This is a genomic window from Pseudomonas sp. FP1154 (genome assembly GCF_030687245.1).
GTDB classification, from domain to species: Bacteria; Pseudomonadota; Gammaproteobacteria; order Pseudomonadales; family Pseudomonadaceae; genus Aquipseudomonas; species Aquipseudomonas rhizophila.
Genome location: NZ_CP117465.1, coordinates 5,906,682 through 5,933,288 on the forward strand (window position 1 = coordinate 5,906,682; position 26,607 = coordinate 5,933,288).

A 26,607-nucleotide genomic window follows, 5' to 3' on the forward strand; every position below is an offset into this window, starting at 1 on the left:
CTTATAACGACTCTTGTGAAATTTATGTTTGAGCACCTTCTCGCAAATTCTCGACCCTGGCCCTTGACCGAGATATTCGAGAACGCACATATTACGATCATAATTTTTCTCAAGCAGAGCGGGAGAAGCGCCATGAGCAACTACGACGTGATCATTCTGGGCGGTGGCCCCGGTGGGTATAACGCGGCGATTCGCGCCGGACAGTTGGGCTTGAAGGCCGCCTGTGTCGAGGGCCGAGCCACCTTGGGCGGCACCTGCCTGAACGTCGGTTGCATGCCCTCCAAAGCATTGCTCCACGCCTCGGAGCTGTACGAAGCGGCCATGGGAACGCCATTCGCCAATCTGGGCATCGAAGTCAGCCCCACCCTCAACCTCGCTCAAATGATGAAGCAGAAGGACGAGAGCGTGGCAGGCCTGACCAAGGGTATCGAGTTCCTGTTTCGCAAGAACAAGGTCGAATGGATCAAGGGCTGGGGCCACATCGACGGGCCCGGCACAGTGACGGTCACTGGTGAAGACGGCGGCAAGACCACACTGAGCGCCAAGGACATCGTCATCGCCACCGGTTCCGAGCCCACTCCCCTGCCGGGTGTGGCGATCGATAACCAGCGCATCCTCGACTCCACCGGTGCATTGTCCTTGAGTGAAGTGCCGCGTCATCTGGTGGTGATCGGCGCAGGCGTCATCGGCCTCGAATTGGGTTCGGTCTGGCGGCGCCTGGGCGCTGAGGTCACGGTGGTGGAATACCTCGATCGCGTCTGTCCTGGCGTGGATGGCGAGGCCGGCAAGACCTTGCAACGGGCCCTGGGCCAACAAGGCATCCAGTTCAAACTGAGTTCCAAAGTCACCGGCGCCACGTCTTCGGCCAGCGGCGTGCAATTGCAGGTTGAGCCTGCAGCGGGCGGCGAGACGCAGCTCTTGGATGCAGATTATGTGCTGGTCGCCATTGGCCGTCGGCCGTATACCCAGGGGCTGGGGCTTGAGAACGTCGGCCTCAGCACCGACAAACGCGGCCTGCTCGCCAACAAGGGCCACCGCACCGAAGCGCCCGGCGTGTGGGTGATCGGCGACGTGACATCCGGTCCGATGCTGGCCCACAAGGCGGAAGACGAGGCCATGGCCTGCATCGAACAGATCGTCGGCAAGGCCGGCGAGGTCAACTATGACCTGATCCCCAACGTTATCTACACCCGTCCAGAACTGGCCAGCGTCGGCAAGACCGAAGAACAGCTCAAGGCTGAAGGCCGCGCCTACAAGGTCGGGAAGTTTCCGTTCACGGCCAACAGCCGGGCGAAGATCAACCACGAGACCGAAGGTTTCGCCAAAGTACTGGCCGATGAACGGACCGATGAAATCCTCGGCGTACACCTGGTGGGGCCGAGCGTCAGCGAGATGATCGGGGAATACTGCGTCGCCATGGAGTTCAGCGCCTCAGCCCAGGACATCGCGCTGACTTGCCATCCGCACCCTACCCGCTCGGAAGCCTTGCGCCAGGCGGCGATGAATGTGGAAGGGATGGCGACACAGATGTAATGCGTGAACTTATCCACAACACGCGGGGAGCAAGGCTTGCTCCCCGCGTATCTGGATGTCTACAAAGCTTAACGAGCCGAAATCCGGGCCTTGCGCTGGCGACGGCTGATCAATCCCAGCCCCAGCGCCACCACCAGCAGGCCACCGGCTATTTGCAGCCAAACCTTATAGGGCCGCAACACCGAACGAATCGGCTCCAGCGCCTGGGTCACGTAGCGTTTGTCCGCGTTACGAAAATCAGGATAAGGGCAGTGGCGGCCAAAATCCCAGGCCCACTCCACGTAAGGGCCGTGCTGCACATAACGTTGATACAACGCACGTTGCTCCGCCAGGTTGGAGTTGTACCCCACCGCGGCGCACAGCACCGCCGCAAACGCATGGCTGGTATGGGGCAGGTTGTCGGCCGCCTGGCTCGCCAACGCCGTGGCGACAAAACGGTAATGATAACGCGCGTCCGGTTGCGCGGCGCTGGCCTGCTGGCGTTGCCACTCGCCTTCGCTGATCAGCGGTCCAACCTTCAGGTCGGCGGGTTCAAGGCTATAGTTGCCGCCAAAGGTGGCGTAGTCCGGCGCCATCTCGTAACCGAGCAGTTCCATACCGTGGGTACGCGCGAACCAGGATGCATTGAAATACGCCTCGGCCCGTCGAGTGGGCCACCACCTGGACTCGGCCTCCTGGCGCAACTGCCCATACGCTCGGGCCTGGTTCTGTAGCTCGACGTTGTCGAAGTAGTCCGGCGCCTCGTCGTAGCGTCCTTCTCGCAGCAAGCGGCGCCCCAGCAGATTGCGCAGGTTCGCGGCCACCGGCAGTTGCACGTAATTGTCGCGATCCTGCTGGCTCAACGGCGGCACCGCCGGGACTTGAGCATCGACGTACTGCTTGAGTTCGTCGACGGTCAGCACCCGCTCAGCGACCGTAGCGGCGTCATACCAATAAATGCTCTGGCTACGGTAGAGCTGATCGAAGGCTTGAAGGTAATCGCCCCGTTGCAAGGCCAGGATCGCGCTTTCGCCTTCGACCCGGCACTTGGGTTGCACGGACTCGTAATTCCAATCCGGCGTGCGTCGCTCGCCCCACGACTCGTCTTTGGGAAACGCCTGGGCGGCTTTGGCATAGGCCGCCGCCGCGGCGCCTTTGTCACCCTCGCGCACCGCCAGTTTGGCCCGCAGCCACCAGGCCAGCCCGCTATCCCCGGCCTTTTCCAGGAACGCCTTGGCGGCGGCATAATCGCCTTGCTGATAGTTCACCGCCGCCAGACGGTCGGCATTATCGAGGCTGTCACGGGTGCTGGCTTGCAGCAACTTGACCAGCCGCTTCTCGCCGGCCGGTTGCTCACCGAATGACCAACCGATACGGCTGAGCAACGAAGCGGTGAGCAGTTGCTGCACTGCTTTGCCTTTGAGCTGGCGCATCAACTGCTCGTCCGGCAGCTCGCTCAGGTCACCGACCAATTGTTTCAACGAACTGTAGCCGACCTCGGAGCCCAGCAGGTTCTGGCTGGCGTAGAGTTCAATGGCACTGTTCCAATCGTCACGGGTGTAGGCAACCCGGGCTTCTTCGCCGAGGCTGGCGACACCCAACTCCAACGGGTCACTGAAGCCACTGATGCTCAACTGACGAGCCTGACGGAACGCCTCTTGAGCCTGCTCCAGCAATACGGCCGGTTCACCGTTGCCCGCCTCGCTGCTCATGGCGAACAAGGCTCGTCCCAGGGAATACGCGGCCCATGTGCTGCGCAACCGGCGCTCGTGCGATGGCAACGCGAGCAACTGACGGAACGAATCGACCGCCAGCGCATGCTCGCCGGCGTTGAAGGCTGCCGCGCCGATCGCGTACAGCCGCAGTTCGGCAGGCAGATTCGCCGCTTCGGTGGTGACCTGCTGAACGTCGGTCAGCGCCCGCACCCGCTCCACCACCGCTTGCTGCGGCGGGGTCAGGCCAAGCCGTTCGGCCTTGTTGCGTTGTTCGACGTAGGCAGGCACATCACCATAACGCTGATCCGGGTTGGCCGTCGCATCGGAGGCCGACTTGAGCCCGGCTATGGCGTGGCCGAGGCGACTGATCTCGAAGCGAAAGCTGCCTTCGGGCAGATCCGCCAGCGATTGGCTGCGGTTATCCAGCAGGCGCATCGGGAAATCCGGTCCGCAGGCCAGCACCTGGCCCAACGGCAGGCTGAGGCTCAGACAGAGCAGACGACTGGGCCACTTACGGGTGAACATTGAAACCTCCTTGGTCAATTTTCGTACAGCGCGCCCAGCCAACGGCACGCTGGGCGCCGGCGGCCAGGCGGCCTTCCTGAATGCGGGTGAAGGTAAGCAGTCCGGGAGTTTGTTGCAACGTGTACCCCGCCAGCGCATCGGCACCGTCGCAGGCGCCAACGACCAAGGTCAGGCGTTGGGGCCAGGGGCTGTCGAGATTGCCCTGGTTAACCAACTCAATATCGTAAAGCCCGTCCTGTTCACGCACACGCAAGGCCAGGCGACTATCCAGGCGGTCTCCCCGCGCAACGGCACCGAGGGTGGTCAAACTCCAGGCACGTCGGTCATCCGCCAGCGGCAGGCGAAACCAGATCAGCCCGGCCAGATGTGTCGGCGGGTCGGCCCGCAGTTCTGTCACCAGCCCGGCCACTTGCTGCGGGTCGGCCAGCAGCTCACGACGTTCGCCGCCTTGATCGATCGGCACTTCACTTTCAACCACCGGCACACCACTGTCCTGAGTCAACAGCGCCATGCCGTAGGCTGGCAGGGCCAGATAGAACGGTCGCGTGGTAACACCGCTCCAGCGTTCGGCCCAGCGCAAAGCCTGTTTCGGGTCGAACAGCCCCTGCCGGGGATCACTGACCGCATGGACCTGCAACACGCTGCTGTCCACCGTCCGCAGCAGCCCTGGCAACGCAGGGCTGTCGAGCCAGGCAGGTAATGCCGTGATGCTCAGCCCCAGCGTGGCGGGCAGGGCTTGCCGCAAGCGGTTCAAAAATGCGCCATAGGCAGGCAGTCGCGCACTACCGGCGTCGTGGTCGATCTCGATCCCTACTGGGGCCAGGCCTTGCGCTTGCCAGTCGCTCAGCAGCTGCTGGATCTGCGCGATCACATCGTCCTGATCCAGAAATTTGAGCTGACCGTCCAGGCGTATCACTGCGATCAGCGGTCGACCGTCAGCCTTGAGCAGTTGCGCATCGATCCGCGCGCGGCTCCAGCCGGCCTGGGGAAAGGCCTGCAAGGCAAGAATGCGCAGGCTGGAAAAATCCCTGTGGCTTTGTTGCAGCGCCGGCACGTGAGCCGGCGTCCACTGGCGCTGCCAGACATAGAGTTGTTGATCGAGACCCGGTGGCGGGGACTGTTCACAGCCGCTTAACAGCACTGCGGCAAGGATCAGCGATAGCCGGAAAAGAAAAGCCATGGAGTTTCAGCACCCAAAAAAGGCTGGCAGATTAACCCCTCCCGCGCCAGCCACAAATGAATTCATCCTCAGTCCCTGTCATCCAGGCTTACGCGCAATAATCACCTGACTCTTGGCCACCACCGCGTCCAGCGCCTGCTTGATCTGCGCGCCGCGTGGCGAATTGAGCACCGCTTGCCAGGTGTCGGCCCAATGGTTGAGCAACGGGTGGTCGGCATTGCTGAAATCGACTTTCGCTTCCCAGAACAACAGCATCCACATCGACCAGTAGAAACCGTACTGGCTGTGGCTCAACACCTCCAGCCCGGCCTCGCTGACCATCGCCTTGAACTGCTCTTCACTGATGATGCGAATGTGGTTGGGCTTCTGGAAATACTCCGGCGCGGCGATGTCTTTTTGCAGATCTTCGGAGCTGGGGTGCGGCACGCTCAACAGGTACAGCGCGCCGGGCCGGCCGACCCGGACCAGCTCGGCGAGAAACTGCGCCGGGTCGTCGACATGCTCAATGACTTCCGTGGACACCACGCGGGTGACCGTACCATCGGCAATGGGCAGCGGGTTGCAGTCGGTCACATGGCATTCGACGTCACGCGCCGGAGTGTCGCTCAAGCGCTGGCGGGTGGCCTCGACCTTGGCCGCGTCGATGTCGGCGATGATGATCTTCGCCCCGCGCATGCCACAAAAATGCACGTTGCCACCGTCGCCGCAGCCAACGTCCAGCAATATGTCCTCAGGCGCAACCGGGAAACCGCTGAACAGCTCTCCGGTTTGCTGATTGAACCAGCCGCTGAGCATCGCATCGTGCAGCCCGAGCATATAGGGATCGACCTTGTCGGCCGCTGGTGTTGCGGGCGCGGGCGTACCCGTGGTGAGTTTCTTCAAAAGGCTCAGCATGAAGGGGCTCCAGAGACGGGAAGGACGGGACGGGCGGCACGCAGGCGTTCAACCAGTTGAGCTCCGCGCTGGCGCATGGGCATTTCAACCATCCGGTAGTTGAGTTCGCTCAACAGCCCGATCAGCGTCAAGGCACAGGCAAGGGCCAGCCAGGGATCACTCGCCACGTCCGGCGACCCCAACGGGGCGAAACGAAACCACAGCTCGCGCAGCAGGAAAAACACCGGGATGTGGATCAGATAAATCCCGTAGGAGCGGCTGCCAACCCAGGTCAACGCGGTTTTCAAAGGGCTGCGGGGCAGGAGATAGTCCCGGTCATAGGAGGCCACCCATACCAGCACGGCACTGAGCAGCGCGATGACCCCAAGACGGTAGAACGACAGATTGAAGTGTTCAGTGGCAATCCACGCCATCACGCCCCCCAAAACGACGATCAGCAACATCCCCGCTCCGGGCCAGCGCAGCCACTTGGGCTCGAACCGCCCGTACCCGTGCCGCAAGCTCCAGATCGACAGCAGCACGCCGAGGGCCAGGGCGTCGGTGCGGATCACCGAGAGCCATACCGCACGCCAGGTGAAAAACTGTACCAGCACCACCGCCAGCAACACCCAGACCAGATACCGGCGCGAGACGAACACCAGCAGCGGCAGAATCAAATAGAACTGCTCTTCCAGCGAGAGCGTCCAGTAAACAAAGCTCGCACCATATTCATACCGCATGAATGCATCAGCAAAACGCAAATTGGCGAATTGCAGAAAACCGGCCAGGGTCGCCTGTACGTTGGCTTGCACACTGCCAAACGCACCGGAACGATTAAAAAACAACGCAGCCAGCAGCATCAGCAGCAACCAGAGCCACGCCGACGGCAGCAGGCGAAACGCCCGGCGAATCCAGAATTCGCGGGCGGTGGCCCAGAACTGCCGAGAATTGTCACAACCGCGCAGTTGCGGGATCAGACTGCGGCCAATGACAAAGCCCGATATCGCGAAGAACAGATCCACGCCCCACCATAGTTGGAAGCTACCGGAAAGAGCCGACAGACGCGGCCATCCGCCGGGAAACGGCATGCCTTGTACGTGATGGAACAGCACACCCATCACCGCAACGGCGCGCAACAACTCGATGTCCATGATTCGCTTGCTGCTCATGCTGAGCTCCGGGTGGCAGGATCAGGTTTGCGGGCAATGATGACTTGGCTCTTGGGCATGAATTGATCGAGGACCTGCTTGATCGCCAGGCCATCGGGTCGTGTCAGCACGCCCTGCCAGAGACTCGCCCAGCTCTCCATCAGCGGCGGATAAGGCGCCTGGATCCGGTCACGCACCGCCCCCTCGAGGGCTCGTCCGGCCGCGCGTTCGCTGGCCCAGAAAAAAATCATGCCCATGACCCAGAAAAAGCCGCTGGCCTGGCGATGCTCGATGACCAGCCCCGCGTCCTCCACCAATGCAGCGAATCGTTCGGCACTGAAAATCTGCACATGGTTGGGAGACTGGAAGTAACCCGGCGGTGCGATGCCCTGCTGTAAATGCTCGCCCACCGGGGCCGGCACGCTGAGCAGGTACTGCGCCCCTGGCCGGCCCATGCGCACCAGTTCAGCCAAGAACGGCTCGGGTTGGTCGACATGCTCGAGCACTTCCATGCACACGATTTTGTCAGCGCAACCATCGGCCAGCGGCAGCGGCAGGCTATTGCTGACCAGACCCAGAAACGGCGCGCGGGTCTGGGCCTCGACCTGACGGGCCAGGCTGCGCACCTTGTCGTGCTCGCTGTCGGTAAAAATCACTGAAGCGCCTTGGCGTACTGCAAACAAGGTCGCCACGCCCTCCCCGCAACCAACGTCCAACAAGGTGTCCTGGGCGGTGATAGCAAAGCCTTTGAGCAGCTCGCCGCTGTCGTTGAGAAACCAGCCGTCGAGCATTGCATCGTAGAGGCCCACGTCACGGGGCGACACGGCGCCAGTCGATGGCGACACGGCAGGTACGACGGGCGGCCTGAGCCACGCCAGCAACCGCCCGATCATGGCTGCTGCGCGTTCCGGCGACGCTCCAATACCTGTTCAAAAAACACCCGCAGACGCTGCTCGGCGTTGGCCTGGCTGCAGAACGTTTCCAGACTGCGCACGGCATGGGCCGACATGCGGCGATAACGCTCAGGGTCGTTTTTTGCCACGTCGTAGCTGGCGCGATAGGCCGAGCACAGCGAGTCCCAATCGGTGACATAGCGCAGGGTTCGAAACGCTGCACGCGGGTCGTGGGGCCAGGCAGTCAGTTCCTCGGTGCACTCGACGACGAAGGCATTGTCGTGGTCGATGTAATCGGCCATCGCCGTGTTCACGGGTGCAATCGCCGGCCGGCCGCAGGACATGAACTCCATCAGGGGCAAGCATTGGCCTTCGCCGTAAGAGCAGTTGACCACATAGCGAGTGGCCTCCACCAACCGCTCGTAGTCCGCGTCCGCCAGGTAACCGTGGATCAGCACGATGCGGCAACGGTATGACTGGTTCTTGTAGACATGGTGCAGCATGTCGTTGAGAGCGGCGGTGACGTCGTGGTGGGTCAGCTTGAGTACCAGCGTTGCGTCAGGAACGTCGCGGAACGTCGCGCAAAATGCGCTTATCATGTCCTTCCAGTTCTTGCGTCCATCGTAAGGGTTGAAGACCGACGTATACACCACTCCGTCCAGAAGCAGCTCGCAATCCTGGGCCGGCGCATCAAAAACCAGCGCCGTACCGGCCTGGTGCGCTGGCGGACCGTAGGGCCGCAGGTCGACGGTGCGGCTGTCGATCAACAGCCCGCGCAACTGCAGGCGCATGTGATCGACCGTCGGTCGCTGGGCCAGCACCGCACCGCGCGCGTAAAACCGGTCCCATACCGGAGCGGCAATGGCAACGATGGGGAAGTCCGCCCCCATTACCTCCCGCACGGCGTGGACGGTGAAGCTGGAATGGGTAATCGCCATACCGGTCGCGCCAAGGACCACTCGCCAGTCGTGCCGCGGCTCACCCTGCCAGCTTTCGGTTGGGATGGTGCTGAACTCCCAGGCGAAGACGGGAATCGTCGGGCAGGCGTAGTGGGCATCTGTGCGATGGGGTGGGGAAAAGGACAGGAAGACACAATCCTCGCCGCGCCCCAGGCAATCGGCATATAGCTGATCGACTTCTTCTTCCGGCCGGGTCACTTCAATGACACGCCCCAGCCGCTCCAGTACCGGGCGAAACTCCTTGAGCACGAAGTAATAGCTGTATTCGGGTTTGCCGAGGTTCGCCAGAATGTTGCTCTGATTGGTTTCCGAATAAACGATGATCAGCATGATGTGGAGCCCACCTGGGCCAGCAGCGGCGCATTCTCGGCACGGCCTTGCGGGGCCAGGAAATCCACCAGGCGCTGCTGCACCGGGGTAAAACCGCAATAGCGACGCATGCGCTCATTCGCCGCCACCGCCATGGCCTGGTAGGCCTGCGGCTGATGCCGGGCCATGGCGTAGCTCTGTTGGTAAGCAAGTTTCAGCGATCCCCAGTCGGGCCGATGGCGCAGGGTGCGGTACAAAATGCGCGAATCTTCCGGCCAGATGGTGGGTTCATGGCTGGATTTGACGATAAAGGCCACCTCGCTATCGATGTAGTCACGCATCGCCGTGTGGTCCGGAGCGATGGCCGGGCGCGCGCAAGACATGAACTCCATCAGCGGCAGGCACAAGCCTTCGCAGCGCGAAGCATTGACGTAAAAACTCGCCGCACCGTACAACCGGGCGAATTGCTCGTCCTCCAGATAGCCATGCATCACCACTACCCGACAGCTGAACGGCGATAGCTGGGACAGCAGCGTGAGCAACTCGACGTAGTAGGTCGACAGGTCGTTCTGGGTCATTTTCAGCACCAGCGTGGCGTCCTCGACGTCCCGCAGCGCCCAACAAAATGCCGTGATCAAGTGATGCCAGTTCTTGCGACCGTCATCGGGGTTGAACACGCTGACATAGACCACCCCGCTGACTTGGGTTTCCACCACCCGATGGGTATCCGGCAGCACCGCTTGGGGATGTTCCGGTGACGCCGACTCTGGAGTGGACTCGACGACACCTGGCACAGGCCGCGTCGGGCCTCTCATCAGTCGGCTCACCAAAATGCGCACCGGCACTGGCACCAGGTCGCGAACCGCTTCGCGATACCAGCACAACAGATTGTGCTTGATCAGCCACAACGGCCCTTGGGTAGCCTTTGCGGTCAAGGCGCGCAGCACTTCGCGCAGGTAATGCCGGGAGATGAAAGCGCGGCGCCGCCACGTCAGGGCCGTAGGTTCGCTGGATGCCCTCCCCGATGCCCCTTCGGCAAGCGGAGCGATCAAGCCATCTGCCGACAGCCCAAGGGGGCGGCTGTCGATGATGCAGCCCTTGATCTGCAAGAGCGTGCCCGGATTGACCGGTGTGATGGGATATTGCTCACGAACCGCAGCGAAGCGTTCCCACAGCGGCGTGGGCAAGACCAGCACCGGGAAATCCTCGCCCAACGTACGACGGATCGCCTCGGCCGTGTGGCTGGACAGGGTAATCACCCGGCCATGGCGCGCCAGCGTGCGGCTCCAGTCATGGCGCAGGTCGTCATCCCAGTGCTCGGCCGGGATCGAGTCGAACTCCCAGGCCACCACGCAGACCATGGGGCACAACAGATCGACGGGCGTCTTGTGGGGAGGTGAAAACGAGAGAAACAGACAGTCCTGCCCCGCCTGCTGCAACGTTTGATAGAGCGGATCGACCTCGGCGACCGATGACACCACATGCACCCGGCCCAGGCTTTCCAGCACGGGGCGATAAGCCTTGAGCACGAAGTAATAACTGTACTCAGGGCGGCCGAGGCTCTGGCTGATGGAGTGATCGTTTACGTCCGAGTAAAGAATGAAATTCATGGCATCCCATCATGGAGCGGCCATCCCGGCGACTCCACCTCATGACGGTCGACTCACGAACCGGCCCGGCCAGGAGGCCGTTGCTCGTCGATTGTCTGCGTACCCGTCTCGTTCTTGTTTTTAGTGGCCCTTGCCCCGTGGTTCGACTTGAAATCGACCTCGCAGGGATCGTGACAAGGGGCATTCTAACCACATCAACCAAGGGTTCGTGAACAGGCGAATGAGAATAAACCGGCTATAAATATGAGAACTGACCGGTCACGATTTACATGGTTGAAATTGCTTCGAAATTGGCACAGATTGGCAACCAAACAACTACAACAAACGCTTCATCTGGGCTGACTTTCAACTGGGTTTCTCCGAACTTACGGAAATATCCTACTCAGATCCGCACCAGACGAAGTTTGCATCGAGAGGGCTGGTGCTTGAAAAAACGTCTGTTCGTAACAGGCCTCGGCGGTTTCGTAGGACGCCACATCAAATCTCGCCTGGATGCCCCCAATTCCAGTTGGCAGGTGATGTCCGTCCCAAGCCGTTATGACCTGACAGACGGTAGATCCCTGGAAGGTCTCTGGCCCGAGATCCCCGATGCCGTGATCCACCTGGCAGGCCAGACATTCGTTCCCGAAGCCTTTCGCGATCCGGCCCGCACCCTGCAAATCAACCTGCTTGGCACCTTGAATCTTCTCCAGGCCCTCAAGGCCCGGGGGTTCACCGGAACATTTCTGTATGTCAGCTCTGGTGATGTGTATGGCCAGGTCAATGAAACCCAGCTCCCCATTACCGAACTGCACGCCCCTGCCCCGCGCAACCCCTATGCCGTCAGCAAGCTGTCAGCCGAACTGCTGAGCCTGCAATGGGGCATGAGCGAAGGCTGGCCGGTACTGGTAGCCCGCCCTTTCAACCACATCGGCACCGGTCAGAAAGACAGCTTCGTCATCGCCAGCGCGGCCCGGCAGATCAGCCGCATCAAGCTGGGCCTGCAATCGGCCCAGTTGCAAGTGGGCGATATCGATGTCACCCGCGACTTTCTTGACGTAGGCGATGTGATTTCAGCCTACCTGGCGTTGCTGGATCACGGCGCGCCGGGGCAGACCTACAACATCTGCTCGGGTCACGAGCAAAGCATTCGCAGCCTGATCGAACAATTGGGCGACATCGCCCAGGTCGATGTGCAATTGATCCAGGACCCTGCGCGTCTTCGCCGCGCAGAACAGCGTCGCGTCTGCGGTAGCCCTGCCAAGCTACGCCAGGCCACGGGATGGACGCCTGAAACAACAACACAACAATCCTTGCGGGCGATCCTGTCCGACTGGGAGATACGGGTACAACAAGAATGAAAAAGTGCATTGATCACAGGGATCACCGGCCAGGACGGCGCGTATCTGGCCAAGTTACTGCTCGACAAGGGTTACAAAGTCCATGGCCTGGTGGCCCGGCGAAGCAGCGATTCGCGCTGGCGGCTGCGCGAGACCGGGATCGAGAACGACATTGTTTACCTGGACGGCGACATGGCCGATGCCTGCTCGGTACAACGCGCCGTGATCAAGTCAGCGCCGGACGAGGTGTATAACCTGGCCGCGCAGAGTTTCGTCGCCGCTTCCTGGAACCAGCCGGTGACCACGGGAATCGTCGATGGCCTCGGGGGTGACCCACCTGCTCGAAGGCATTCGCCAGTTCAGCCCTCAAACCCGTTTCTACCAAGCGTCCACCAGCGAAATGTTTGGCCTTATCCAGGCCGAGCAGCAGGATGAGCACACCCCGTTCTACCCACGCAGCCCCTATGGCGTGGCGAAACTGTACGGCCACTGGATCACCGTCAATTACCGCGAAAGCTTCGGTCTGCACGCCAGCAGCGGCATTCTTTTCAATCATGAATCGCCCCTGCGCGGCATCGAATTCGTGACGCGCAAAGTCACCGACGCCGCTGCGCGCATCAAGCAAGGCAAACAGCAGGAGTTACGCCTGGGCAATATCGACACCAAGCGCGACTGGGGTTTTGCCGGCGATTATGTCGAAGCCATGTGGCTGATGTTGCAACAGGACAAACCCGACGATTACGTGGTTGCCACAGGCGTGACCACCACTGTGCGCGAGATGTGCAGGATAGCCTTCGAGCATGTGGGCCTGGACTACCGTGACTTCGTGAAGATCGACCCGGCGTTTTTCCGCCCGGCTGAGGTGGACGTGTTGCTCGGCAACCCGGCCAAGGCCCAACGGGTTCTTGGCTGGAAACCCCGGACCGACCTCGACACCCTGATTCGCATGATGATGGATGCGGACATGAAACGCGTCGCCAAGGAGTAGGCCATGCTGATTCCCATGATTCTCTCCGGCGGTGCCGGCACGAGGTTGTGGCCGATGTCCCGCGAGGGCCATCCCAAACCCTTCATGATCCTGCCTGACGGCCAGTCGCTGCTGAGCAAGACCTACCGACGCGCCGCCGGGTTGTTCGACGGCCGCGGCGACATCGTTACCGTGACCAATCGCGAGTATTACTTTCAGAGCCGCGACCACTACCAAAGCGCCCATCTGGCACGCCATCGCGGCCATTTCGTACTTGAACCGACAGGCCGCAACACCGCGCCGGCCATCGCCACGGCGACGCTCGCGGTGCAAGCCGTGCACGGTGACGATGCCATCCTGATGGTGATGCCCGCAGACCACCTGATCCAGAACGAGGCGGCCTTCAAGGCTAGCGTGGAGCATGCCACGCAACTGGCCAAAAGCGGTTACCTGGTGACCTTCGGCGTACTGCCCACGACACCGGAAACCGGCTTCGGCTATATAGAACGGGGCAAACCCCTGGATACCCAGGGCGCTGCCAAGGTCGTGCGCTTCGTCGAAAAACCCGACCTGCAAACCGCAACACACTATCTGGAAAGCGGCCGTTTCCTGTGGAACTCGGGCATGTTCTGTTTTTCAGTCAAAACCCTGTTGGCGGAATTGCAGAACCACGCCCCGGCGTTGCTGGAACAGGCTCGCGCCTGCATAGCCGCGAGCACGGCCGTGGAGACATCAGGTTGCGTGCAACAGGAGCTGTCCGTCGCGCATTTTTCCGAAATGCCGGACATCTCCATCGACTACGCCTTGATGGAGCGCTCCAGCAATGTGGTGGTGGTCCCTGCCGCATTCGACTGGAGCGACATCGGCTCCTGGAGTGCCGTCGCCGATCTGGTGCCCGCCGATGCACAGAACAACCGCGTCAGCGGTGAGGCGTTGTTCATCGACAGCCAGAACAACTATGTCCAGAGTGAGGGACGGTTGGTGGCCGCGCTGGGTGTGGAAAACCTGATCATCATCGACACCGCCGACGCCATCCTCGTCGCCCATTCCGACCGGGCCCAGGATGTACGCCGCGTCGCGCGCCAGCTCAAGGACAAGGAACACGAAGCCTATCGCCTGCATCGCACGGTCAGCCGTCCATGGGGCAGCTACACCGTGCTGGAACAAGGCCCGCGCTTCAAGATCAAGCGCATCGTGGTCAAGCCAGGCGCGGCGCTGTCCCTGCAAATGCATCATCATCGCAACGAACATTGGGTGGTCGTCGAAGGCATGGCCAAGGTCACCAACAATGGCTCGGAGGCTCATCTGGTGGCCAAGAACGAATCGACGTTCATCCCCGCCGGGCACCGCCATCGGCTGGAGAACCCCGGTGTCATCGACCTGGTGATCATCGAAGTCCAGAGCGGTGAGTACCTGGGAGAAGACGACATCGTGCGCTTCGAGGATCACTACGGCAGGGCCGTCTGATGTTGCTGACCTTGCACCGTGCGCTGTGGAGCTACCGCGGTTTTGTCCTCGGCAGCGTCAAGCGCGAATTCCAGGCGCGTTATCGCAACTCTTTGTTCGGCGCGTTGTGGACCGTGCTCAACCCGCTGTCGATGATCCTCGTCTACACCGTGATTTTTTCCCACATCATGCGCGCCCGCCTGCCGGGGGTGGACGATGGCATGGCCTACAGCGTTTACCTCTGCGCTGGGCTGCTGACCTGGGGGTTCTTCGCCGAGATCACGACCCGCAGTCAGGGCATGTTTCTGGAAAACGCCAATCTGCTGAAGAAGATCAGCTTTCCCAGGATCTGCCTGCCGGTGATTGTGCTGTTCAACGCCGGGATCAACTTCGCGATCATCCTCGGCCTTTTTCTCGGTTTCCTGTTGATCACCGGCCGCTGGCCAGGGATGACGTTGCTGGCGCTGGTGCCATTGCTGGCCCTGCAGGTGATGTTCGCCGCCGGGCTGGGCATGTTGCTGGGGATTCTCAATGTGTTCTTTCGCGATGTCGGGCAACTGTTTGGCATTTGCCTGCAATTCTGGTTCTGGCTGACGCCCATTGTTTACCCGATGACCATCCTTCCGCCGTCGATCCAGCAACTGCTGGCCCTCAACCCCATGACAGCGCTGATGCAGAGTTACCAGAATCTGTTTCTCTACAACCAGTGGCCGGTCTGGAGTTCGCTGACACCGCTGTTGGTCATCGGCCTACTGATGTGCGTCACCGGTTTGCGGATGTTTCGACGCCGCGGCGGTGAAATGGTGGATGAACTCTGATGGGGCATTTACGCGTCAGTGGCCTGGGCAAGGCCTACAAGCAGTATCCGAACCGTTGGAGCCGGTTGTTCGAATGGCTGATTCCCTTTTCCCGCCCGCGTCATCAATTGCACTGGGTCCTGCAGGGCGTCGATTTCGAGATCCAGCCCGGTGAAGCCGTCGGCATCGTCGGGGTCAACGGCGCGGGCAAAAGCACGTTGCTCAAAATGATCACCGGCACCACCCAACCCACCTGCGGCCACATTCAATTGCGTGGCCGCGTCGCGGCGTTGCTGGAGCTGGGCATGGGGTTCCACCCGGACTTCACCGGCCGCCAGAACGCTTTCATGGCCGGGCAGTTGCTGGGCATGCAGGTGGAGGAAATCGAATCGTTGATGCCTGAGATCGAAGGTTTTGCCGAAATCGGCGCGGCCATCGACCAGCCGGTACGCACCTATTCCAGTGGCATGCAAATGCGCCTGGCCTTCAGCGTCGCCACGGCCCGCCGCCCGGATATCCTGATCGTCGATGAAGCCCTGTCGGTGGGTGACGCCTACTTCCAGCATAAAAGCTTTGAGCGCATCCGCAGTTTTCGCAAGGCCGGTACGACGCTGCTGATCGTGTCCCACGACCGCTCGGCGATTCAGTCGATCTGCGACACCGCCATCCTGCTGGAGCACGGGCGCATGGCCATGCGCGGCAAGCCGGAAGAGGTGATGGATTATTACAACGCAATGCTGGCCCAGCGCGAGGGCCAGATCGTCCGCCAGGAAATGCTCGCCAACGGCCAGGTCCGTACCATCTCCGGCACCGGCGAGGCCGGCATTGTTGATGTACGGCTGTTGAACAGTCAGGGCCAGCCGGTGGAAGTGGCCGAAATCGGCCAGCCGATGGTGTTGCAGGTGCGGGTCGAAATCCGCCAGGACATCGAGCGGCTGGTGCTGGGTTTCCTGATCAAGGACCGCCTCGGCCAGCCCATGTACGGCATCAACACCCATCGCCAGGATAAAGCCGTGACCGACCTCAAGGCCGGCGAACACGTCACCTTCCGTTTCAGTTTCGACATGCGCCTGGGCAAGGGCAATTACTCTGTCGCGCTGAGCCTGTCCCGACTGGATTCGCACCTGGACCGCAACTTCGAATGGCGCGACTACGGGCTGGTGTTCCACGTCATCAACAATCGCCAGGAAGATTTCGTTGGCTGTTCGTGGCTGCAGGCCCGCACCAGCATCCAGCGCACGGCATTACCAGCGGTTGAGGAACTGACGCAAAAGGAACTGCCATGACTCGCCTGCTGATGGAATGCACCTACGTGTATGAACATCCCAGAGCCAATTCCGGGATTCAGCGAGTAGTGCGCAACGTTATCCGCGAGCTGCCGGCCAGAGAGGCAGAGCACGAATGCATCCCCGTTGTGATACTGCGGGGCAAGTTGTACGAAGTGAAGAGCCTCGCCCCGTTGCCCTCCAGGGGGCTGGATCTGGTCAGCCTGCGGGTACGGCTGGAGCAATTCGCCAGCCTGTTCTGGCTCAGGCATCGAACGCTCGAACGGCGACGCCCCTTCAGCCAGTCGCGATGGGCGCGCCACGCGTTGTACTTCGGCTGCCGGCTGTTTGCCCTGGGCTTTCTGAGCATTCCGATCCGGGTGCTCGATCGCTTGCTCAAACGCCAGCACGTCCCGACACGCTGCGTACCATTGCAGCACCGGCCCGGCGATCAGCTGGTGTTGCTGGACTCTTCCTGGCACGCCGATTTCTTTCCTCTGGCCGAACAGCTCAAGCGCGATGGGGTCGGGATTGTATCAGTGATCTACGACCTGATTCCCCTGACCCATCCGCAGTTCTGCGACGCCGGCCTGGTCAAGGTATTCAATCATTGGTTCGACTGGATTGCTCGCACCGCTGACGGTTACATCGCGATCTCCAGCACCATCCGTGATCAGGTTCGGCTGGAGATGGAGCAGCGCGTTGGCGAACAGCAGGTCAGTGAACGTTGGTTCGACTATTTCCACTTGGGCAGCGAACTGGATTTGGCGGATGCCACCAGCGCCATCGACAGCAAACTGCTGCGAGTATTCACGCAGCCCGAACCGGTGTTCCTGATGGTCAGCACCATCGAACCACGCAAGAACCACGCTTACCTGCTCGATGCGTTCGAACGCGCTTGGGCTGCCGGCTCAAAGGCAAGGTTATGCATCGTCGGAAAAATTGGCTGGAAATGTGAGGACTTGATCGAGCGCATAAAGCGTCACCCGCAACTCAACAGCCGCCTGTTTATGTTCAACAATCTTTCGGACCATAGCCTGGAACACGCTTACCAAAATGCCACTGCGCTGGTGTTCCCCTCCTACGTTGAAGGCTTTGGTCTGCCGCTGGTGGAGGCCATGCAACGCGGCTTGCCGGCGATGGGCAGCGACATTGAGGTATTTCGAGAAATCGGCGGTGAATTCATGGCCTATTTCAATCTCGAAGATCCCCAGAGCCTGGCAGACCTGGTGACCGGTATGGAAAACAGCGGGGTTTTCCCGGCCAGTCGTCCCCTCGATAAATGGCACTGGCTGAGCTGGCGCCAGGCCAGTGCGCAATTGGTGGAGCGAATCGAGCGACACATCGATGAAGTGATCCTCGACAGGGAAACCGCATGCGAATAGCTCTGAACGCCCGGATTCTCCAGGCGCCACGCACCGGCATCGGCCATTACGTGGCGGAACTGGCTACTGCCCTGGCCCAGGAGCCGGATGTACAGCTGTCATTGTTCCACGGCTGGGGCTGGAGCTCGCAGTTGCCGCAAGCGGCCACGCCAGGTTACTCGCGGCTTACACCTTTGCTGCGCCAAGTACCGGGGGCCTATCGGGCGCGGCGCTGGCTGGAACAGAAACGCTTCGATCAGGGCCGTTCCCGCGCCATCGACCTGTATCACGAACCGAGCCTGTGGCCCCTGGCCTTCGAAGGGCCGACGGTGATGACGCTGCATGACCTGACGCACCTGCGCTACCCCGAGACGCAACCACCGGCACGACTGAGGGAAATCGAGCGTCGGCTCAGCCGTGCGGTAGAGCAGTCGCAGCTGATTCTGACGGACTCGCAGTTCATCGCCGATGAAGCCCGAGAACACTTCGGCCTTTGCGCGGAACGCTTGAGAGTCGCCCCGCTGGGGGCTGCTGCACGTTTCCATCCACGCGAACCCGAAGCCATCGATGGGGTTCTCAAAGCCCATGGGCTGGAAGCGGGCCGATATTTTCTGTGTGTCGGCACCCTGGAGCCACGCAAGAACCTGTCGCTGGCCCTGCGCGCCCACGCCAGGCTACCCGAATCCGTCCGTCAGACTTTCCCTTTGTTCATCGTAGGAATGAGCGGATGGCAGCGCGCACAACTCAGCGACGAGTTGAAAAATGCCCTGGCCGGAGGTCATGTTTGTCTCGCGGGCTACTTGCCCGACGAACAGGTTGCCCAGCTATTGGCAGGGGCACGTGCACTGATTTTTCCGTCGCGCTATGAAGGCTTTGGCCTGCCGGTGCTCGAAGCCATGGCCAGCGGCACCCCGGTGATTACCACCCGCTGCTCGGCGATGCCGGAAGTGGCCGGGGCGGCCGGCAATTATTGCGACCCCGACGATCCCCAAGGCATGCGCGAAGCCATGGGCCAGTTGATCGAAGATCGCCTGCATTGGCAGGCGTGTCGTGAAGCCGGGTTGCAACAAGCAGCGCTTTTTTCCTGGCAACGGTGTGCACAGGTGACCGCCCAGGCGTATCGCCAGGTTCTGGGAGGTTGAATGCGAGTCCTGCACTTTTACAAAACCTATCTGCCTGACTCCATGGGCGGCATCGAACAGGTTATTTTCCAGCTGTGCGACAGCAGTGACCGATTGGGCATCGATAACACCGTGCTGACGCTGAGCAACGATCCAGCGCCGGGTCCGATCAGCATCCGACAGCATAAGGTTCATCAGGCCCGGATGGACTTCCAACTGGCCTCCACCGGGTTTTCCTACAGTGTTTTCAAGAAATTCCGCGAGCTGGCTGCCGAAGCAGACGTAATCAACTACCACTTCCCCTGGCCATTCATGGACCTGGTGCATTTTTGCAGCGCCCTGAAAAAACCCTATGTGGTCACCTACCATTCGGACATCGTGCGTCAGCGGCACCTGCTGAAACTGTATCGCCCCCTGATGCGACGCTTCTTGAACGGCGCGGATCGCATCGTCGCGGCATCACCTAACTATGTGCATACCAGCGACGTGCTCAAGGAGTACCGCGATAAGACCCAGATCATTACCTATGGCTTGAACAAAGCCAGTTATCCACAGCGTGACGCTGAACGCATCGCGCAGTGGAAGGCGAAATTGGGCGAGCGCTTCTTTCTGTTCGTGGGGGTGATGCGTTATTACAAGGGCCTGCACATTCTGCTCGACGCCCTCAAAGGCGTGGATTATCCGGTGGTCATCGTCGGTGCAGGCCCGCTGGAGAAAGAACTTCATGCCCAGGCACAGGCGCTGGGCCTGCGCAACCTGCACTTCCTCGGACGCCTGGACGATGAAGACAAGGTGGCATTGCTGGAGCTGAGCTACGCCATCGTGTTCCCTTCACACCTGCGCTCTGAAGCGTTTGGCATCTCCCTGCTCGAAGGCGCGATGTATGGTAAACCGATGATTTCCAGCGAGATCGGCACCGGCACCAGCTACATCAATATCCACAATGAAACCGGCCTGGTGGTGCCCCCCAGCAACCCCGAAGCTTTCCGGGAAGCGATGCGTACCCTGTGGGACAACCCGGCACAGGCCAGGGAAATGGGCATCAGGGCCGAAGAGCGTTACCGGCAGTTGTTCACCTCCGAGGAGATGGGCCGCAAATGGCTGCAACTGTATGAGGCGTTGCTGGAGCAAAAGGCGCTTTCCTACGCGTAACACTCGCCGATGAGGCGAGTGGATAAATCCCCTCGCCTCAAGGCGGCTCAGTGCATTTCAGACGTGCTGTTGCAACCCGGCAACCGTACGCGGCATACCGACGAACCCGGGCAAGGCCTCGATCCGCCCCAGCCATGCACGTACGTGGGGGTAGTCTTCCAGAGACACATTGCCCTCCGGGGCATGGGCGATGTAGCTGTAGCCGGCAACATCGGCAATCGTCGCAACGTCACCTGTCAGATACGCGCTGCTGCTCAAGTGTTGATCAATGACCTTGAGCAGGCTGTGGGAACGGGCGATCACCTCCTCTGCGTTGTAAGGCGCGCCGAATACCGTAATCAATCGCGCCGCGGCCGGCCCCGCATGGAGCGGCCCGGCCGCCACCGACAACCAGCGCTGCACCCGGGCGACGCCGACCGGATCCGTTGGCAGCCAGTGGCCCTTGCCATACTTGCTTGCCAGGTACACCAGGATGGCGTTGGAATCGGCCAGCACCATACCGTCATCGTCAATGACCGGGACTTGGCCAAAGGCATTAATGGCCAGGAAATCTGCCTGTTTTTGTTCGCCTTTGGCCAGGTCAACAAAAACCACCTCGACGGGCAACCCGAGCAAGGAAAGCATCAACTGAACGCGATGCGCGTGGCCGGAAAGCGGAAAGTGATAAAGCTTGATGGGATTCATGGTCGACTCCGTTGCAAGTGACGCCATCAGCAGAACGGCGTCGATGGGGTCATCTTCCGCTTCGACTGAAGACTAGAGAATCACCCGAATATGCAATCCATTGTTTCAAACAGCGAAACAATGTCTCAGCCTTTCAAGTCCGGGTGCTCACGCAATGCACGGACGGTAAAGTCAACAAAACTGCGTACTCGCGCCGGCGCTTTGCGTCCACCTTGGTACACCACATGGATCGGCAGGGGCGGCAGTTCGAAGTCAGCCAGAACGATCTCCAGTTCCCCGTTGGCAACGTTGCCCGCCACCTGATAAGACAAGACCCGAGTCAACCCCAACCCCTGACAGGCCGCCGTGATTGCGGCCTGGTTGGCCGTGACCACCAGTCTGGGCGCGGGTCGCACAGAGAGCGGTTGCCCTGCGTCGATGAACGTCCAGTTTCTGATCTGACCGGTGGCCGATGAGGCGACTACCGGCATGTGCTCCAGATCCTGCGGGTGTGCGGGTCGGCCATGGCGAGCGAAGAGATCAGGGGAACCGCAAACCACCCGTCGTACTTCACCCACACGCACCGCGTGCTGGCTGCTGTCGGGCAACTCGCCAATGCGTATGGCAATGTCGATGCCCTCCTCGACCATGCTGACGATACGGTCCAGCAATAAGGCATTGATGCCCACCTCGGGGAATTGCTGCAGGTAATCGACCAGCACCGGCGTGACAAACAACTGACCAAACAGCACCGGGGCGGTAATCGTCAATTGCCCGCGAGGCTGGGCGTGACTGCCGACCGCTGAATCCTCGGCTTCCTGCAAGTCAGCCAGAATTCGGCGGCAGTCCTCGAGAAAGCGCTGACCCGCTTCGCTCAGGTATACGTTGCGGGTGGTGCGCACCAGCAAGGGCGTACCGATACGCTGCTCCAACGCCGCCACGGCGCGTGTGACGCTGGCCGCCGACAGGCCCAGGCGTCGCGCCGCCGCCGAGAAACCGGAGTCCTGGGCCACGGCGACAAAAACCTGCATTTCCTGAAACCTGTCCATTCATCCCCCGATGAGAAACCTTGATACAAGTTGGCTGCGCACCTCAAATCAGCGCCGCACCGCCATTGTAGGGGGCTGCGCCAGCGAACCACAGCGCAACGCGATCGGGCATCGGCACATCGACCGATCAATTGCGACTATGCTTGGTACCATCGAGCATACTTTCATGACAACTTAATGACTCGAACCATGGCGTAGGTCTTGTGGACACGGGCTTGCTCGCAAGCCCGTGTCCACAAGATGCGTGCCTGACTGGCGTCCCTCGGAAGGCCCCTTTTTGTGAATGTTTTTTACCGCGGCTTCACGCACCCCCTTGCCCCTCTCATCGCCCTGGCCGGATGTGTATTAATCATCCCCATGGGCCTGCGCCTCTCGCTGGGATGGTCCGATCCGCTGGGCTATCTGTCTGACCTGGGCATGGGCGGGTTGCTGATCGTGCTGCTTTACCGTCGTCCCTGGTGGGTGGCATTACCCATTTTGCTGATCTGGAGCATGCTGACGCTGGCCAGCATCGAACTGGTCAGCGCTGTCGGGCGCATGCCCACCCCATCGGACCTGCATTACCTGACCGACCCGCAATTCGTCGAAAACTCCACCAGCGGCGGCTTCGCCCATCCCTGGCTGGCAGGGGTGCAACTGGCCGCGTTGATGGTCTGGCTGATCGTCCAATGGCCCCGCCGGTTGTATATGGCGCCTCGCTTGCCGCGCCACGCCTGGGCGCTGCCGGTAGTGCTTTTGCTGAGCCACAGTGTGGTGCAAACCTGGCGCCCCAGTGAGGCAGACCAATGGAACCTGTTCAATCTTCCCCACCAACTCGTCACGGCGGCCGTTGCCGCCGGGCAGGATCGAACCCAACTATGGCTTGAAGATGACACAGTGGTTCAAGCCCCGCCCATGGAGGGTCTTACCCGGCTCGATCTTGAAGGCCAGAAAATCCTGCCTGCACCGGGCCGGGCCCGCAACGTCCTGATCATCACCCTGGAAGGCGTTCCTGGCGCCTACGTGGGCGTCAACCGTCAGGCCCTGAAAAGCAGCTATCAGGAGGACCTGATGCCGCACCTCAGTGCCTGGGCCAAGCGCGGCATGAATACACCCGACTACGTCCTGCACAACCATCAGACCATTCGTGGTCTGTATTCGATGCTGTGTGGCGACTACGACAAATTCGACGACGGCACGCCCAAAGGCGTCGAGATGTTGAACCTGAGCCGGCGCAACCAGGCCTGCCTGCCGGCCCAGTTGCGCCGCAACGGGTTCTCCACGCACTTCCTGCAAGGTGCGGGCCTGCGGTTCATGGCCAAGGACCGGATCATGCCGCACATCGGCTTCGACACCACCCTGGGCATGGACTGGTTCACCAAACCTGCCTATCTGGAATTCCCTTGGGGCAAGGACGACAAGACATTCTTCGAGGGCGCGCTGGATTACGTCGGGCAACTGCAAAAGGCAAAGAAGCCCTGGATGCTTACGCTGCTGACGGTGGGCACGCACCAGCCCTACTCAGCGCCGGATGACTACCTGCAACGCTACGACACCACCAAGCAGGCGGCCGTCGGTTACCTGGATGACGCACTGGACAGCTTCATGTCGGGGCTGGAACGCCAAGGCGTGCTGAAAGACACCCTGGTGATCATCACCTCGGACGAATCCCACGGCATCGACGATGTACGCCTGGCGTCATCCTGGGGTTTCAACCTGACGTTGGCACCAGAGCCATTGCCCCAGGTCAAGTCGGGAGTCTACGGTCATGTGGACCTGAGCGCCTCGGTCCTCGATTACTTCGGTTTCAAAGTGCCCAAGTCATTGTCCGGTCGCTCGTTGTTCCGGGACTACGCAACGGGCCGGGAAATCATGTCGTTCACCAACGGCAAGCTGCGCTACCACGATGGCAAGAGCACTTTCACCGAATGCGATTTCCTGCAGCGCTGCCGCTATTACACCAGCGAAGGTTTCATCACGGAGCGCGCCACTTACGGCGGGCAATACAGCGGTCAACGGGCCAGGTTGATCAGCGCACGGGCCACGGCCCTGGACCGCACCCTGCTCCATACACCGCTCAACCAGCATTATCAGTTTGGTAGCGCCGATCAAATCCCGCTTCCGGCCCAAATCACCAACGACTGGACCGACAACCTGATCGGTGCCCAATACCTGGAGATGCCCAAGGGCTCACAGACCCGCGTCAGCCTGACCATCCGCGCCCTGGGTCCGGACAATGCGGCCTATATTTCCCTCAAGGCCAAAGAGTTCGAGCAGGATGTAGCGATCGACCTGCCGACGGAAGTGGCGGTGACGCCCGAACAGCCGCTGGTGATGAATATCCGTTTCGATAACCCGCAACCCCGCAAGGCTTTCTCTTTCCATCTGCTGGGGCACGGGGTGGGCGCCATCGAAATCAGTGACTTCAGTGTCGTGACCGAACTGCCGGAGCAGACAGAACCCTCGGATTACCTGAACCTCGTCCAGGAAGACAGTGACGCCCAGTCCAGTTGAATGAAATCGCGCAGCCAATGACCTACGCTGCGCCTTACATCGTCCTGGGCTGAATTGATCAATGAAGCAGGCTAATCCAGCAACCGATGCAGCTTGGCGTACTGCAACAGCATGATGGTCTTGCCGTCGCAGATATCCCCGGTTTCGATCATGCCCAGCGCCTTGTCGAGAGACATCTCCAACACTTCGATCTCCTCGCCCTCGGCTTCCAGCCCGCCGCCCTCATGCTGTTTATCTTCGTCGAAGTATTCGCCGACGAAAAAATGCAGGCGTTCTGTCACCGACCCTGGGCTCATGAATGCCTCGAACACCTTGCGTACATCCTGGACGATATAGCCGGTTTCCTCTTGGGTTTCCTTGCGGATGCAGGTGTGCGGGTCATCGTTATCCAGCAGGCCGGCACAGGTTTCGATCAACAGACCATCGTGGTCATTGACGAAGGCCGGGAAGCGGAACTGCCGGGTCAGCACCACGGTTTGCTTGGCCTTGCTGTACAACAGGATGGTCGCGCCGTTGCCCCGATCGTAGGTCTCGCGGGCCAGTTCGCGCCACTGGCCATCGCGGCCGAGGTAGTCGTAGGTAGTTTTGCGCAGCACGTACCAGTTGTCCGAGAGCACTTCGACTTTCTTGATGCGCACGCGATCTTTGGTGCTTATCTGAGTCATTCAGCCGTTCCATGTCCAGTGTCTGAAAGCGGCAGAGTGGCCCTAAAGGCCGACGGCCTGCCATGATTGAGGCAGGCTAGCAGAGGCAGGATCGATCACTCCAGCCCGGTGGCAAACACCTTGCCGGGGTTCATCAACCCGCTCGGATCCAGCGTGTGCTTGATGGCACGCATCAACTCGATCTCCAGCGGATCCTTGAAATGAGCCGCCGCGTCCGGCTTGGCTTGCCCCAGGCCATGTTCGGCACTGATGCTGCCATTGAAAGCGCTCGTCATCTGGTAGATGACCTGCATGATCGCTTGTTCCTGGGCCTTGAACGGGGCATCGGCATGCCCCAGCGGCTTGCTGATGTTGTAGTGCAGGTTGCCATCCCCCATGTGACCGTAAGAAACAATGCGTACGCCGGGAAACGCCTGTTGCAAGACGCTATTGGTACGCTCGATGAACGCCGGAATCTGGCTGACGGGCACGCTGATGTCATGCTTGAGGCTTGGACCTTCATGATTCTGCGCCTCGGAAATACCTTCGCGCAGAGCCCACAATGCCGCAGCCTGAGTCTGGTTGCTGGCGATCACGGCATCAATCACCCACCCGGTCTCAAATGCATGGCCCAGGCCGCTTTCCAGCAACAGGTCCAAAGGTGCGTCGGGCACCGTGTCGCGCAATTCGATCAGGGCGTACCACGGGTGCGGCCCTTGCAAGGGGTCACTGCAACCGGCCACATGATCCAGGACGAACTCCAGGCTCTGGCGCGACATCATCTCAAAGCCCGTCAGACGGTCGGCGCAGAGGCTGCGAACATGCCCGATCAAGTCCACCGCGGCCTGCGGCGTGGGCAGTGCGACCCAAGCGGTGGCCGTGCTATGGGTGGCCGGAAACAACTTGAGTACCGCCGCCGTGATAATCCCAAGCGTACCTTCCGAGCCAATGAATAGATGCTTGAGGTCGTAGCCGGTGTTGTCTTTGCGCAAACCTCGCAAGCCGTGCCAGACACGTCCATCCGGCAATACCACCTCAAGCCCAAGGGTCAGCTCGCGCATGTTGCCGTAACGCAGCACGGCCGTGCCGCCGGCATTGGTGGCCAGATTGCCGCCCACCGTGCAACTGCCTTCGGCCCCCAGTGACAGCGGGAACAAGCGACCGGCCTGGCTAGCGGCTTCTTGCAACTGCCGCAGAATCACCCCGGCCTCGACCGTTATGGTTTCATTGGCCAGGTCGATTTCGCGGATGCGCTTCATCCGAGTCAAGGACAGCACCACCTGACGACCAGACGAATCCGGGATCGAGCCGCCGCACAATCCGGTATTGCCGCCCTGCGGCACCAAGGCAACCCCGGCGTCATGGCAAAGCCGCACCACCGCCGCCACTTCTTCGGTTGTGGCCGGGCGCACCACCAGTGCGGCCCGGCCTTGGTAAGCGTTACGCCAGTCAGTCAGGTAGCTGTGCATAAGTTCAGGATCACGCACCAGCCCCGCCGCGCCGACCACTTGCTCGACGCTTTGGATCAACGTCTCCCAGGCCATCGGGTCGAGATCGGCCGAAGAGAGAGAATTGAGGTTTTGCATGACTGTCTCCGGCGTTT

At 60.8% G+C, this 26,607-nt stretch carries 20 protein-coding genes and 1 pseudogene; 10 read left to right on the forward strand and 11 right to left on the reverse strand.

What is annotated here, in order from left to right; genetic code table 11:
* Positions 1 to 132 precede the first annotated feature (132 nt).
* Positions 133 to 1,533 (forward strand): dihydrolipoyl dehydrogenase, encoded by a 1,401-nt coding sequence (lpdA, locus tag PSH91_RS26390; protein ID WP_305466972.1) that lies wholly within the window; start codon positions 133 to 135, stop codon positions 1,531 to 1,533.
* Between the two features lie 68 nt (positions 1,534 to 1,601).
* On the opposite strand, the gene PSH91_RS26395 is transcribed toward lpdA, so the two are convergent.
* The 7 genes from PSH91_RS26395 to PSH91_RS26425 all read right to left on the reverse strand — a co-directional run bounded on the left by PSH91_RS26395 (position 1,602) and on the right by PSH91_RS26425 (position 10,724).
* Entirely contained in the window at positions 1,602 to 3,752 is a 2,151-nt protein-coding gene (locus PSH91_RS26395; RefSeq protein ID WP_305466973.1) for a hypothetical protein, read from the reverse strand.
* Entirely contained in the window at positions 3,739 to 4,932 is a 1,194-nt protein-coding gene (locus tag PSH91_RS26400) for a DUF3142 domain-containing protein (protein ID WP_305466974.1), read from the reverse strand. The genes PSH91_RS26395 and PSH91_RS26400 overlap by 14 nt, the downstream gene beginning before the upstream one ends.
* 78 nt (positions 4,933 to 5,010) lie before the next feature.
* Complete coding sequence (locus PSH91_RS26405; RefSeq protein ID WP_047226671.1) at positions 5,011 to 5,826, reverse strand: class I SAM-dependent methyltransferase; 816 nt, start codon at positions 5,824 to 5,826, stop codon at positions 5,011 to 5,013.
* A complete protein-coding gene (locus PSH91_RS26410; RefSeq protein WP_139048689.1) occupies positions 5,820 to 6,974 on the reverse strand; it encodes an acyltransferase in 1,155 nt (384 codons plus the stop codon). The genes PSH91_RS26405 and PSH91_RS26410 overlap by 7 nt, the downstream gene beginning before the upstream one ends.
* Positions 6,971 to 7,846, reverse strand: coding sequence for a bifunctional 2-polyprenyl-6-hydroxyphenol methylase/3-demethylubiquinol 3-O-methyltransferase UbiG (locus PSH91_RS26415; protein ID WP_047226669.1), 876 nt, complete (start codon positions 7,844 to 7,846; stop codon positions 6,971 to 6,973). Before PSH91_RS26415 ends, PSH91_RS26410 begins: the two co-directional genes overlap by 4 nt.
* A complete protein-coding gene (locus PSH91_RS26420) occupies positions 7,843 to 9,135 on the reverse strand; it encodes a glycosyltransferase (RefSeq protein WP_047226668.1) in 1,293 nt (430 codons plus the stop codon). The genes PSH91_RS26415 and PSH91_RS26420 overlap by 4 nt, the downstream gene beginning before the upstream one ends.
* Positions 9,129 to 10,724, reverse strand: a complete 1,596-nt coding sequence (locus PSH91_RS26425; RefSeq protein ID WP_047226667.1) for a glycosyltransferase — start codon at positions 10,722 to 10,724, stop codon at positions 9,129 to 9,131. Before PSH91_RS26425 ends, PSH91_RS26420 begins: the two co-directional genes overlap by 7 nt.
* A gap of 425 nt (positions 10,725 to 11,149) precedes the next feature.
* Here PSH91_RS26425 and PSH91_RS26430 point away from each other — a divergent pair, with 425 nt between their 5' ends.
* The 8 genes and pseudogenes from PSH91_RS26430 (at position 11,150) to PSH91_RS26465 (ending at position 20,155) form a co-directional block, all read left to right on the forward strand.
* A complete protein-coding gene (locus PSH91_RS26430; RefSeq protein ID WP_076383176.1) occupies positions 11,150 to 12,064 on the forward strand; it encodes a GDP-mannose 4,6-dehydratase in 915 nt (304 codons plus the stop codon).
* A gap of 9 nt (positions 12,065 to 12,073) precedes the next feature.
* A pseudogene (locus PSH91_RS26435) lies at positions 12,074 to 13,031 on the forward strand (GDP-mannose 4,6-dehydratase).
* Between the two features lie 3 nt (positions 13,032 to 13,034).
* Positions 13,035 to 14,477, forward strand: a complete 1,443-nt coding sequence (locus PSH91_RS26440) for a mannose-1-phosphate guanylyltransferase/mannose-6-phosphate isomerase (RefSeq protein WP_305466975.1) — start codon at positions 13,035 to 13,037, stop codon at positions 14,475 to 14,477.
* Positions 14,477 to 15,274: an ABC transporter permease gene (locus PSH91_RS26445; RefSeq protein WP_047226663.1), complete on the forward strand. Its 798-nt coding sequence runs from the start codon at positions 14,477 to 14,479 to the stop codon at positions 15,272 to 15,274. The genes PSH91_RS26440 and PSH91_RS26445 overlap by 1 nt, the downstream gene beginning before the upstream one ends.
* A complete protein-coding gene (locus PSH91_RS26450) occupies positions 15,274 to 16,539 on the forward strand; it encodes an ABC transporter ATP-binding protein (RefSeq protein ID WP_305466976.1) in 1,266 nt (421 codons plus the stop codon). Before PSH91_RS26445 ends, PSH91_RS26450 begins: the two co-directional genes overlap by 1 nt.
* Positions 16,536 to 17,903: a glycosyltransferase family 1 protein gene (locus PSH91_RS26455; RefSeq protein ID WP_305466977.1), complete on the forward strand. Its 1,368-nt coding sequence runs from the start codon at positions 16,536 to 16,538 to the stop codon at positions 17,901 to 17,903. Before PSH91_RS26450 ends, PSH91_RS26455 begins: the two co-directional genes overlap by 4 nt.
* On the forward strand, positions 17,894 to 19,024 hold the full coding sequence (locus PSH91_RS26460; protein WP_076383173.1) for a glycosyltransferase family 1 protein: 1,131 nt from the start codon (positions 17,894 to 17,896) through the stop codon (positions 19,022 to 19,024). Before PSH91_RS26455 ends, PSH91_RS26460 begins: the two co-directional genes overlap by 10 nt.
* Positions 19,025 to 20,155, forward strand: coding sequence for a glycosyltransferase family 4 protein (locus tag PSH91_RS26465; protein ID WP_047226659.1), 1,131 nt, complete (start codon positions 19,025 to 19,027; stop codon positions 20,153 to 20,155).
* A gap of 57 nt (positions 20,156 to 20,212) precedes the next feature.
* Here the strand turns inward: PSH91_RS26465 and PSH91_RS26470 are convergent, their stop codons facing one another.
* Entirely contained in the window at positions 20,213 to 20,839 is a 627-nt protein-coding gene (locus PSH91_RS26470; protein ID WP_076383171.1) for a glutathione S-transferase family protein, read from the reverse strand.
* 125 nt (positions 20,840 to 20,964) lie between these two features.
* Positions 20,965 to 21,867 carry a LysR family transcriptional regulator gene (locus PSH91_RS26475; protein ID WP_076383170.1) on the reverse strand — a complete coding sequence of 301 codons (903 nt, stop codon included), beginning with the start codon at positions 21,865 to 21,867 and terminating at the stop codon, positions 20,965 to 20,967.
* A gap of 279 nt (positions 21,868 to 22,146) precedes the next feature.
* Here PSH91_RS26475 and PSH91_RS26480 point away from each other — a divergent pair, with 279 nt between their 5' ends.
* Positions 22,147 to 24,360, forward strand: coding sequence for an LTA synthase family protein (locus PSH91_RS26480; RefSeq protein ID WP_305466978.1), 2,214 nt, complete (start codon positions 22,147 to 22,149; stop codon positions 24,358 to 24,360).
* 71 nt (positions 24,361 to 24,431) lie between these two features.
* Here PSH91_RS26480 and nudK read toward each other — a convergent pair whose 3' ends face one another.
* Both nudK and PSH91_RS26490 read right to left on the reverse strand, forming a co-directional pair.
* Positions 24,432 to 25,025 carry a GDP-mannose pyrophosphatase NudK gene (nudK, locus tag PSH91_RS26485; RefSeq protein WP_139048699.1) on the reverse strand — a complete coding sequence of 198 codons (594 nt, stop codon included), beginning with the start codon at positions 25,023 to 25,025 and terminating at the stop codon, positions 24,432 to 24,434.
* A gap of 95 nt (positions 25,026 to 25,120) precedes the next feature.
* Positions 25,121 to 26,548 carry an FAD-binding oxidoreductase gene (locus tag PSH91_RS26490; protein ID WP_305468601.1) on the reverse strand — a complete coding sequence of 476 codons (1,428 nt, stop codon included), beginning with the start codon at positions 26,546 to 26,548 and terminating at the stop codon, positions 25,121 to 25,123.
* Between the last annotated feature and the right edge of the window lie 59 nt (positions 26,549 to 26,607).

Coding starts and splice junctions, on each gene's coding strand:
- PSH91_RS26395 (WP_305466973.1), bottom strand. CDS start 3,752: ATGTTCACCCGTAAGTGGCCCAGTCGTCTGCTCTGTCTGAGCCTCAGC.
- PSH91_RS26415 (WP_047226669.1), bottom strand. CDS start 7,846: ATGATCGGGCGGTTGCTGGCGTGGCTCAGGCCGCCCGTCGTACCTGCC.
- PSH91_RS26405 (WP_047226671.1), bottom strand. CDS start 5,826: ATGCTGAGCCTTTTGAAGAAACTCACCACGGGTACGCCCGCGCCCGCA.
- PSH91_RS26425 (WP_047226667.1), bottom strand. CDS start 10,724: ATGAATTTCATTCTTTACTCGGACGTAAACGATCACTCCATCAGCCAG.
- PSH91_RS26455 (WP_305466977.1), top strand. CDS start 16,536: ATGACTCGCCTGCTGATGGAATGCACCTACGTGTATGAACATCCCAGA.
- PSH91_RS26450 (WP_305466976.1), top strand. CDS start 15,274: ATGGGGCATTTACGCGTCAGTGGCCTGGGCAAGGCCTACAAGCAGTAT.
- PSH91_RS26470 (WP_076383171.1), bottom strand. CDS start 20,839: ATGAATCCCATCAAGCTTTATCACTTTCCGCTTTCCGGCCACGCGCAT.
- PSH91_RS26400 (WP_305466974.1), bottom strand. CDS start 4,932: ATGGCTTTTCTTTTCCGGCTATCGCTGATCCTTGCCGCAGTGCTGTTA.
- PSH91_RS26420 (WP_047226668.1), bottom strand. CDS start 9,135: ATGCTGATCATCGTTTATTCGGAAACCAATCAGAGCAACATTCTGGCG.
- lpdA (WP_305466972.1), top strand. CDS start 133: ATGAGCAACTACGACGTGATCATTCTGGGCGGTGGCCCCGGTGGGTAT.
- PSH91_RS26460 (WP_076383173.1), top strand. CDS start 17,894: ATGCGAATAGCTCTGAACGCCCGGATTCTCCAGGCGCCACGCACCGGC.
- PSH91_RS26475 (WP_076383170.1), bottom strand. CDS start 21,867: ATGGACAGGTTTCAGGAAATGCAGGTTTTTGTCGCCGTGGCCCAGGAC.
- PSH91_RS26445 (WP_047226663.1), top strand. CDS start 14,477: ATGTTGCTGACCTTGCACCGTGCGCTGTGGAGCTACCGCGGTTTTGTC.
- PSH91_RS26465 (WP_047226659.1), top strand. CDS start 19,025: ATGCGAGTCCTGCACTTTTACAAAACCTATCTGCCTGACTCCATGGGC.
- PSH91_RS26410 (WP_139048689.1), bottom strand. CDS start 6,974: ATGAGCAGCAAGCGAATCATGGACATCGAGTTGTTGCGCGCCGTTGCG.
- nudK (WP_139048699.1), bottom strand. CDS start 25,025: ATGACTCAGATAAGCACCAAAGATCGCGTGCGCATCAAGAAAGTCGAA.
- PSH91_RS26490 (WP_305468601.1), bottom strand. CDS start 26,548: ATGGCCTGGGAGACGTTGATCCAAAGCGTCGAGCAAGTGGTCGGCGCG.
- PSH91_RS26440 (WP_305466975.1), top strand. CDS start 13,035: ATGCTGATTCCCATGATTCTCTCCGGCGGTGCCGGCACGAGGTTGTGG.